This window comes from Streptomyces sp. NPDC050564, assembly GCF_044457265.1.
Taxonomy (GTDB): Bacteria; Actinomycetota; Actinomycetes; order Streptomycetales; family Streptomycetaceae; genus Streptomyces.
In genome coordinates this window covers 56,966-65,954 of sequence record NZ_JBITGS010000005.1, presented here as the reverse complement: position 1 = coordinate 65,954, position 8,989 = coordinate 56,966, and the positions used below count along the sequence as shown (strand labels likewise).

10 protein-coding genes are annotated in these 8,989 nt (G+C 72.0%); 5 read left to right on the top strand and 5 right to left on the bottom strand.

Going from position 1 to position 8,989, the window contains the following annotated elements; genetic code table 11:
* Window positions 1-146 precede the first annotated feature (146 nt).
* From ACIBK0_RS09775 to ACIBK0_RS09765, 3 genes are all read right to left on the bottom strand, one after another.
* Window positions 147-368 (bottom strand): hypothetical protein, encoded by a 222-nt coding sequence (locus tag ACIBK0_RS09775; RefSeq protein ID WP_399077503.1) that lies wholly within the window; start codon window positions 366-368, stop codon window positions 147-149.
* Between the two features lie 12 nt (window positions 369-380).
* Entirely contained in the window at window positions 381-1,619 is a 1,239-nt protein-coding gene (locus tag ACIBK0_RS09770; protein ID WP_399077501.1) for an anion permease, read from the bottom strand.
* 178 nt (window positions 1,620-1,797) lie between these two features.
* On the bottom strand, window positions 1,798-2,547 hold the full coding sequence (locus tag ACIBK0_RS09765) for a lysozyme (RefSeq protein WP_399077499.1): 750 nt from the start codon (window positions 2,545-2,547) through the stop codon (window positions 1,798-1,800).
* Between the two features lie 196 nt (window positions 2,548-2,743).
* On the opposite strand from ACIBK0_RS09765, the gene ACIBK0_RS09760 reads away from it, so the two are divergent.
* The 3 genes from ACIBK0_RS09760 (at window position 2,744) to ACIBK0_RS09750 (ending at window position 6,371) form a co-directional block, all read left to right on the top strand.
* Entirely contained in the window at window positions 2,744-3,475 is a 732-nt protein-coding gene (locus tag ACIBK0_RS09760; RefSeq protein WP_399077497.1) for a class II aldolase/adducin family protein, read from the top strand.
* A gap of 146 nt (window positions 3,476-3,621) precedes the next feature.
* Complete coding sequence (locus ACIBK0_RS09755) at window positions 3,622-4,749, top strand: alpha/beta hydrolase (RefSeq protein WP_399077495.1); 1,128 nt, start codon at window positions 3,622-3,624, stop codon at window positions 4,747-4,749.
* Between the two features lie 215 nt (window positions 4,750-4,964).
* Entirely contained in the window at window positions 4,965-6,371 is a 1,407-nt protein-coding gene (locus ACIBK0_RS09750) for a hypothetical protein (protein WP_399077493.1), read from the top strand.
* Window positions 6,372-6,403: 32 nt separating this feature from the next.
* On the opposite strand, the gene ACIBK0_RS09745 is transcribed toward ACIBK0_RS09750, so the two are convergent.
* Entirely contained in the window at window positions 6,404-6,826 is a 423-nt protein-coding gene (locus ACIBK0_RS09745) for a VOC family protein (RefSeq protein WP_399077491.1), read from the bottom strand.
* 116 nt (window positions 6,827-6,942) lie between these two features.
* The gene (locus ACIBK0_RS09740) at window positions 6,943-7,833 is read right to left on the bottom strand and encodes a neutral zinc metallopeptidase (RefSeq protein ID WP_399077489.1); all 891 of its coding nucleotides are present in this window, start codon (window positions 7,831-7,833) and stop codon (window positions 6,943-6,945) included.
* A 534-nt stretch (window positions 7,834-8,367) separates the two neighbouring features.
* Here ACIBK0_RS09740 and ACIBK0_RS09735 point away from each other — a divergent pair.
* Entirely contained in the window at window positions 8,368-8,646 is a 279-nt protein-coding gene (locus ACIBK0_RS09735) for a hypothetical protein (RefSeq protein ID WP_399077487.1), read from the top strand.
* Window positions 8,647-8,712: 66 nt separating this feature from the next.
* Window positions 8,713-8,904 (top strand): hypothetical protein, encoded by a 192-nt coding sequence (locus ACIBK0_RS09730; RefSeq protein WP_399077485.1) that lies wholly within the window; start codon window positions 8,713-8,715, stop codon window positions 8,902-8,904.
* Window positions 8,905-8,989 lie beyond the last annotated feature (85 nt).

The following is an 8,989-nucleotide window of genomic DNA, read 5'->3' as shown; positions in this document are numbered from 1 at the left end:
TTCGCGCCGCGCGCCCGCCCCCCCCCCCCCCCCCCGCCCCCCCCCCCCCCGCCCCCCCCCCCCCCCCGCGCCCCCCCCCCCCCCCCCCCCCCCCCCCCCCCCCCCCCCCCCGCGGACGGAATCGGGAAGACGATTCGCTTGTGGCGTCAGGCCACGATGATGAAGATCCCGTACGCCACCGCCGCCGCGCACGCCGCGAAGCAGGCGTAGGCGCCGGTGACCGCGAGGGTGGCGGAGCCGCCCCGGGCCGACGCCGACTCGTGCTTCGAGAGGCCGACGATGCCGAGGGTGAAGAGGCCGACGAGGCCCACGGTGGCGAGGAGGCTGACTCCGAAGACGGAGGCGAGGGCTGCCCAGTCGATGTTCATGCTGTTCGTTCCTTACACCGTGGCCGGGCGGGTGGGCTCCGCGTCCGGGGCCGGGATGGTGGTCTTCAGGTCGGTGTCGGCCGTGGCGATCGAGCCGGCCGGCGGCGGGGTGACCGCGGCGATCGCCGCGGTGACGACGCCCGCGGGCTCGGCGACGTCGTTCACGTTGTCGACGGTGACCGGCTGGCGGCGCGAGAGGGTCCAGATGACCCCGGCGCCGGCGACGAGCAGCACGCCCGTGGCGACGATGCCCCACGTGCCCTGCTTGGTGAGGAACTCGGCCGAGGCGCCGGCCAGACCGGCGGCCGGCAGCGTCAGGCCCCACGCGACGAACATCCGGGTCGCGGTCGACCAGCGGACGACACCGCCCTTGCGGCCCAGGCCGGAGCCCATCACGGCGCCGGAGCAGACCTGGGTGGTGGAGAGGGAGAAGCCGATGTGCGAGGAGGCCAGGATGGCGGTCGCGGCGCTGGTCTGGGCGGCGAAGCCCTGCTGCGGCGCGAGGTCCGTCAGACCCTTGCCCATCGTGCGGATGATGCGCCAGCCGCCCAGGTAGGTGCCGAGCGCGATGGCCGTACCGGCCGAGACGATGACCCAGGTGGGAGGGTTCGAGCCCGGGGCGAGGACGCCTCCGGTGACCAGGGCCAGGGTGATGATGCCCATCGTCTTCTGGGCGTCGTTCGTGCCGTGCGCCAGCGAGACCAGGCCGGCGGAGGCGATCTGGCCCGCGCGGTAGCCCTTGGCGGTCGCCTTCTCCTCGGCGCGGTTGCCGATCCTGTACGTCAGCCGGGTGGCCAGCATCGCGGCGAGTCCGGCCACGATGGGCGCGGCGACCGCGGGTATCAGGACCTTGGTGACAACGGTCGAGCCGTTCACCGACGACCAGCCGGCCGACATGACCGCGGCGCCGATCAGGCCGCCGAAGAGTGCGTGGGAGGAACTGGAGGGCAGACCCAGGAGCCAGGTCAGAAGATTCCAGAGGATGGCGCCGACGAGCGCCGCGAAGATCACTTCGGTGCGGATGCCCTCTTCGTTGATGATCCCGCCGGAGATCGTCTTGGCGACCTCCACGGAGAGGAACGCGCCGACGAGGTTCAGCACGGCGGACATGGCCACCGCCGTCTTGGGCTTCAGAGCGCCGGTCGAGATGGTCGTCGCCATCGCGTTGGCAGTGTCGTGGAAACCGTTCGTGAAATCGAACACGAGAGCGGTGACGATCACGATTCCGAGGAGGAGCGTGATGTGTTCCATTTACCCAGGCTTCTGTTTGACGTCAGTGGCAAGTGGACCGTAGGCAACCTGGGTGAACGGAAGATGAACTGGGGCGGGCGGTGGGGTGTCTCAAACGGTGGACCGCCCCTCCGTTTGTGACGAAGGGGCGGTCCGCTGTCTCGAACGGAGGCGGAATACAGGGCTCCGCTATCAGTTCCTAGCCCCGCGCGAGCCTCTTGAGTGCGGCCATGGATCCGTTGAAGAGATTTTGGTCACCCGGAAGGCTGCCGTGGTTGTCGTACTGCCAGAACGTCCAGTACGACCAGCCGGCGGGCAGTGCACCCGCGTCCGCCGAGTCGTAGCGGGCGAGCCACAGGGCGTGGTTCGCGGCGAAGGCGCGACTGCCGCCGGTGCAGGTGTTCCACCAGTGCGTGGTCGTGTAGATCACCGGGCGGCGGCCGGTCTCCCGCTTGACCTCGTCGCTGAACGCCTTGATCCAGCTCACCATCCTGGCCTTGCTCAGGCCGTAGCACTTGTGGCTGCTGTACGGGTTGTACTCGATGTCCAGCGCGGGCGGCAGCGTCCAGCCGTCCGAGCGCCAGGCGCCGCCGTTGCGCACGAAGTACCCGGCCTGGGCGGTGCCGGACGACTTGTTCGGCACCGCGAAGTGATAGGCGCCGCGGAGGATGCCCGCGTTGCGCGCGCCGTTGTACTGCCGGCTGAAGTACGGATTGCGGTACGTGTGGGACTCGGTCGCCTTGACGTAGACGAAGCGGGCGCCCTTTGCTTTCGCGCTCTGCCAGTCGACGTTCTTCTGGTGCGAGGAGACGTCGTGCCCTTTGGGCTTGCTCGCCGCGGAGGCCGGAACCGCGACGAGGGCGGTCCCACCCGCGGTGAGCGCCCCCACGATGGCCGTTGCCGCGACGACGCGGGCACGGCGACGGAATGGTTTGTGATCACGGGCCATATTTCCCCCCGGAATGGCGACGTGCACGACAAATCCCCCAGAGGTTACTGGAAGATCAGTGCATGCCCATCGATCGCCAGCCAATCGCCAACAGAGGGGGATGTATGCCCATATGCGAACTTACGGATGCGCGGGTTCCGCCCTAAAGTGCCCTCGCCTGCGGCGTGTTGACGTCTGCGCCTGGCAGGATCGCGGCATGGCTGAGCAGCGGCGGGACGCACGGGACGTGCGGGAGGACGCACAGGACGCGCCCGGACGGGGCGAGTTGGACGCGCGGGACGCGCGGGACGCGGTGGAACGGGCGTGGGACGAGCTCGTCCTGACGGCCCGTCGGACGGTGGCCGACGGGCTGGTCGTCGGTACGTCGGGCAATGTGTCGGCACGAGTCGGCGGCACCGTCCTGGTCACGCCCACGGGAGTGCCGTACGACCGGCTGGCGCCCGACGACGTCGTCGGCGTCGATCTCGACGGCCGGCAGGTGCTCGGTTCGCTTCTTCCGACAAGCGAACTGCCGATGCACCTGGCGATCTACCGCGCAACCGACGCGCGCGCCGTCGTCCACACCCACGCCGCGCACGCGACGGCGGTTTCCACGCTCGTCCCCGAGCTCCCGCTGATCCACTACATGGCGGGCGCCCTCGGCGGCCCGGTCCGTGTTGCCCCCTATGCGACATACGGCACTCCGGAGTTGGCCGAGAACATGCTCCGGGCTCTCGCCGACCGCACCGCCTGCCTTCTGCAGAACCACGGCACCATCGCCCACGGAGACTCTTTGAACCAGGCGTACGACCGCACGGCCCAGCTGGAGTGGATGTCCCGCGTCTGGCTCCTGGCCTCCGCGGTCCCTGGCCTGACCCCCACGCTGCTGTCACCCCAGCAGACCCAGGAGGCGGGGGAGCGGCTACGGGGGTACGGGCAGCGGGGCTGAGCGACGCCGGGCGGACGAGACGTACGAATCCGGCGATGCCGCATCACCCGCACCACGAGAGCGCACACGCCCCGACCCGGGCGCAAGACGTCATCCAGTCCTCCCTCCCGCTGGCCGATGGCGGGCTCCCCCGGGAGACTGGACGCGTGCGCACCATCAGAGCCACGGCAGCAGCTGTCACCGTAGCCATAGCCGCGGGCGCGGCCACCGTGGCCGCGGGCCGGTTCGCGAGTGACGCCGCGCTGAAGACGTCGCCCGGCAAGCCCCTGCCCACCGAGCCCCGGCTCACTGTGCACGCCACGACGGCGGGCGGGATCACGCTCACCCGGGACCTGGCCTCCCAGCGTCCGGGCACATACGGCCTCGCCGGCGACGGCTCCCACGCGATCGTCGGACCGGTCATGAAAGGGCCCCCCCACCCCGTCGACACGGTCGTACGCCGCCTCGAACGCGTCACCCACGGCTCCCTGAAGCCCGGCGACAAGGTGTGGCTCACCCCGAATCTGCACGTCGGTGACCCGAGCGCCGCCCTCGGCCTCGCCCACGCCGACGTCGACATACCCGGCGAACTCGGCGCTCTGCCCGCCTGGTTCGTGCCCGCCGTGCGCGACACCTGGGTGATCACCGTGCACGGCCTGGGTGCCACCCGGGAACATCCGATGAACGTGATGGAGTTCCTGAACCGCCACCACTTCCCGGTACTCGACCTCGCCTACCGCGGCGACCTCGGCGCACCCCGCTCCCAGGACGGCCTCAACCACCTCGGCGAGACCGAGTGGCGCGACCTCGACGCGGCCATCCGGTACGCCGTGCGGTACGGCGCCGAGCAGGTCGTCCTCTACGGCTGGTCCATCGGCGCCACCATGGCCCTGCGCGCCGCCGCGCACTCCGCCCTGCGCGAGCGGATCTCCGGTCTGGTGCTGGACTCGCCCGTCCTCAGCTGGGAGACCACGCTGCGCGCCCTCGCCACGGCCCGCCGCACCCCCAGCGCCCTGCTGCCCCTCGCGGTGCGCGCCGCCCAGGGCCGCACGGGCCTGCACGGCGACCGCATCGAGAACGCCGCGCACCCCGACCACCTCGAGGTGCCCACCCTGGTGCTGCACGGCCCGGACGACACCATCGCCCCGTGGGACACCTCACGCCGCCTAGCCAAGCGCCGCCCGGACCTGGTCACCCTGCACACGGTCCCGAAGGCCCCGCACGGCGCCATGTGGAACGCCGACCCGGAAGGCTACGAAGAGGCCCTGCGCCGCTTCCTCACCCCCCTGATGTAAGCGCCCCGGCACACCTCCGGCAGAGCCCGGCAGCCGGTCCCCACGAAGCACCCCGGCGAACCCGACGGCGCCCTTCCGGTTCGGCCCCGGACAACTCTCGCGATGGCTCGTTCCCGCCTGTCGCGCGTCCCGAGAACCCCCCGCGCTCACCACCCCTGTCGCCTGCCGTGACATTCCGTTTGGGTTTTCGGACCGTCAACCGGAAGACTGCACCCGTGACGTCCCGTAACCCGCGCGACTCCAGGCTCCGACTCGTCAGCCCGCGGCCCCTGGCCGCCGCCCCCCGAGCGGTGACCCAGCGCCGCACGCGCCGCCCCGCACCGCGGCCCCCCGAGGGCACACCGCCGCCCGCGGAACTGGCCCGTATGGCGCGAACCGGCCTGTCCGGCGCGGCCCGTGTAGCCCGCTGGGCCGATGCCGCCCTGCGCCCGGGGCGCGACGGTGCGGCCCCCGACAGCCGGGGCACCCTCTCCGACGCCACCGCCGAACGGGCCGCCGCCGACCTGGGGCTGACCCCGGCTCAGGTCCGCGCCGACTGGGACACCGCACGCCTGGCCGGTCTTGTCGAGGTGCACGGCGACAGCGCCCGCCCGGGCTGGCGGCTGCGCGCCTGGAACCGCGACTACAGTGCCGTACTGCGCGGCTGGGTCGCCCTCTTCGACGCCTGGTCGCTCGCGTATCCGGAGCCCGCGGACCGCGAACCCGCAGCTGTCGCCGAGGTCGTCTCCGCGATGCCTCAGTTGCTCTCCTTCCTCCAGCTCTCCGCGGGTCCCGTCCCCGTGGAACAGCTCCTCGATCTCCTCGAGCAGCGCGTGACGGAACTGCGCACCGAGCGCTGCGAAATCGCGTACGGCCCCCAGCCGGAGCCCGCCCCGCAGGCCGCACCCGACACCGCGGACGCCCCCCTCGCCCCGCTCCTCGACTGGGCCCTGCACGCCCTCGCCTCCGTGGGCGCGCTCACCTGCGCCGACGGCCAGGCCACCCTCACCCCGCTCGGCAGCTGGGCGGTCTGGGTCAAGCTGGAGCAGATCTGCGTCGCCGCGCAGAGCCCCGCCGGAAACATCGAGCAGTCGGCCGAGGACATGCTCCGCGGCTGCGCCCAGCTTCGCCCCAACGCGGCCCGCGCCGAGTACCGCGCCTGGCTGGCCGCCCGTCCCGTCGGCAGCGCCGTCACCGAACTCCTCGACGCCGCCCGGGGCGAGGACGCCCTCACCCGCGGTCTCGCCTTCGAGGCACTGCGCGTGGTCGGCGCCCCCGCCGAGCCCGACGTGCGCGCCGTGGCCGAGGAGACCTCGCTGCGTCCCTACGCCCTGCTGTGGCTCGCCGAGCACGACGGTCACGACCCCGAGGACGCCCACGAGGTGCTCACCCGCGAGGAGGCCACCTGGCTGTGGGTCGACACCGCTGCCGCGGTCGCCGACCACGGTGAAGCCCCGCTCCTCGTACGGCACTTGGAGTCCGCCCTGCAGCCCACCGTGCCCGCACTCCTCGACGAGGTACGCGTGGTCGGGCACCCCCGTACCGTGCAGGTCCTGGTCGCGCTAGCCGCCGCGCACCCGGACCCGGCGCTCGCCAAGGCCGTACGCCGGGCCGCCTTCCAGGTGCACACCGGAGGAAGCTGACGGGGGGGTCGGCGACGGAAGCCGACGAGGTCCTACGCCCCTATCTCGGGGGCGTACGTGCCGAAGCTCCAGATATTTCCCTCGAGGTCCCGGGCCATGTAGTCCCGCGAGCCGTACTCCTGGTCCCTCGGGGGCATCAGGATCTCGGCGCCGTGGTCCACGGCCCGCTGGTGGTGCGAGTCGACGTCGTCCACCACCACGTACACCGAGGCCGGGCCCGCGTCCTTCATCGCGGTGTCGAAGACGCCGCCGCGGCCCTTGGAGCCGAGCATCACCGCGCCATTGCCCTGCACCAGTTCGGCGTGCATCACCGTGGTGACCGGGCCCTCGTCGCTCTCGTACACCGACGCCTCGCTGAAGCCGAAGGCTTCCGTGAGCTGCCTGATCGCCGCCTTCGCGTCCACGTACAGCAGTGTCGGGTAGATGCTCGGGCGCCCGCCGTCCATGCCTGCCATGCCGATCACTCCCTCTCGTCGCGCCGCCGGAACCGCCGCCGGAATCCGACCTGCTGCCCAGTCTGGCACCGGGCACTGACAACGCCCCGGGAGCGGAAGCCGTCTGCCGTCCGGCCTCAGCGGAACGTGTTGCATCGCGCCATGTCGCCGGTGCTGTACCCCTCGTAGAACCACTGCTGCCGCTGCTTGGCGGAGCCGTGCGTCCAGGTCTCCGGGGTCACCCGGCCCTGGAACCTCTCCTGGATCCGGTCGTCGCCGACTGCCGCCGCCGCGTCCAGGCCGTCGCGAATGTCGGCGTCCGTCAGGCTGGTGACCAGCGGCCGGTCCGTCGAGGGGTCCTTCGTCGTCGTCGCGTGGTGCGCCCACACCCCGGCGTAGCAGTCGGCCTGCAGCTCCACCTTCACCGAGTTGCTGTTCGCGCCGGTCAGTCCGTTCTGCGACCTGCCCAGCGTCCCCATCAGGTCCTGCACGTGGTGCCCGTACTCGTGCGCCACCACGTACGCCTGCGCGAACGGTCCGCCGCTGGAGCCGAACTTGGTGCGCAGCTCGTCGAAGAAGCCCAGGTCCAGATAGACCTTGCGGTCGCCGGGGCAGTAGAACGGGCCGACGGCGGACGTGGCGGTGCCGCAGGCCGTGCCGACCCGGCTGCTGAAGAAGACCGTCGGGGAGCGTGTGTACGTGCCCCTGCGGCGATCGAACTCCTGCGCCCAGTAGTCCTGCACGCTGTTGACCACCGCCACCATGCGGCAGTCCTCCCTGGCGTTCGCGTCGCTTCCCTTCTTGCAGGTCTGCTGGACCTGCGCGAGGGAGGAGGAGGTCGACGCGGGTTGGTCGCTCCCGGAGGAGAGCCCGAGTTCGTCGGGACCGATTCCGAAGAACAGTCCGATGATCAGGGCGATCAGGCCGGCGATGCCACCCCCGATGGTCGCTCTACCACCGGGGATTCGACTACTGCGCACATCCTGGACCTCGGACGTGTCCAGGTCGGCGTCGTCGTCGAACTGCATGGGCACACCACCCTCTGCCGTACGTCGCTGTGGCCATCCTCGTACGCCCCCCGGACCCCGGCCCCGGGCGGAGGTCCGAACGGGGGACGCGCTCTTGCAGGCCCGCCGTGTCCCGACGGCCCTGCGAGTCACGCGCGTCCACGCTCTGCGCCGGATCCGTGGGCTGTGGTGGCGAGGGGGCGATGTGGTCGTTCTGCCGATCGAGGTGACGGATCCGGAGGTACCGGTCCGGCACCCGCAGGCCACCCCGACCGAGCCCGCCCCCACCCACAGCACCGCCCCGCTGCATCGAGCGCCCCACGCGGAACCCGCACTCTCGCCGTGAAGGACCCGCGCGGACCCCGCGCCCTCGTCCTCCTCCTGGCCGCCCCCTTCTCGCGGCGGCCCACTTCTCGCAGCAGCCCACCAGGCCCGCACCGCCCCCTACGGAGACCACGTCACGACCCACGCGCGCCTGGAGCGCGGGGGCCGACCCCCGCTGCGGACGACAGGGGCCACCGTCGAGGCGTACGACGAGGGAACCGGGCGCCCCCGGTGGACGTACACACGAGAGGGCCGCCCCGTCCGCCGGCCGTGCTTCCCGCGCGCGGGGACGCGATCGCGCTCTGGGACGACGGGCTGGTCATGGCCACCGTCCGCGGCGACGGCGGGCTGGTCATGGCCACCGTCCGCGGTGACGGCGGCGCGGTCCGCCGGCACCGGGCCCTTCCCGTGGCCGCGCCCTGGCTCGCGGCCCAACGGGGCAGCGGAGTGCTGCGGACCCTCGGCGCCCGCATGCTCGCCGTCGTCGCCCCGCAGCGCATCGCCGCGTAACGCATCGCCGACGGCGACCTGTGCTGGGTGCTGCCCGCCCGGGCTGCGCCTTCGAGCCCGCGCGCGATGCGTGTCCGTACGGCGCTGCTGATCGCGCAGCCCTGCGCGGCCACCGACAGCCGGACCGGCGAGATCGTCGCGGTGGACGAGGTGGGCAGGATCACTCCGGACCGGACGCCGCTGGACAACGAGCGGCGGGGCGAGCATCACAGTGTCGAACACCAGCACACAGAAAAAGTGGTTGCACGGCCCCGTTAGACTTGGCCCATGGCCATTCTCCTCGCGCATTAGACGGCGGGAACGTCCTCAGCCGTCCACCCCGCCAACGACCCTGCCCTGGAGT

Coding starts and splice junctions, on each gene's coding strand:
- ACIBK0_RS09765 (WP_399077499.1), bottom strand. CDS start 2,547: ATGGCCCGTGATCACAAACCATTCCGTCGCCGTGCCCGCGTCGTCGCG.
- ACIBK0_RS09740 (WP_399077489.1), bottom strand. CDS start 7,833: ATGCAGTTCGACGACGACGCCGACCTGGACACGTCCGAGGTCCAGGAT.
- ACIBK0_RS09745 (WP_399077491.1), bottom strand. CDS start 6,826: ATGGCAGGCATGGACGGCGGGCGCCCGAGCATCTACCCGACACTGCTG.
- ACIBK0_RS09775 (WP_399077503.1), bottom strand. CDS start 368: ATGAACATCGACTGGGCAGCCCTCGCCTCCGTCTTCGGAGTCAGCCTC.
- ACIBK0_RS09730 (WP_399077485.1), top strand. CDS start 8,713: ATGCGTGTCCGTACGGCGCTGCTGATCGCGCAGCCCTGCGCGGCCACC.
- ACIBK0_RS09760 (WP_399077497.1), top strand. CDS start 2,744: ATGGCTGAGCAGCGGCGGGACGCACGGGACGTGCGGGAGGACGCACAG.
- ACIBK0_RS09770 (WP_399077501.1), bottom strand. CDS start 1,619: ATGGAACACATCACGCTCCTCCTCGGAATCGTGATCGTCACCGCTCTC.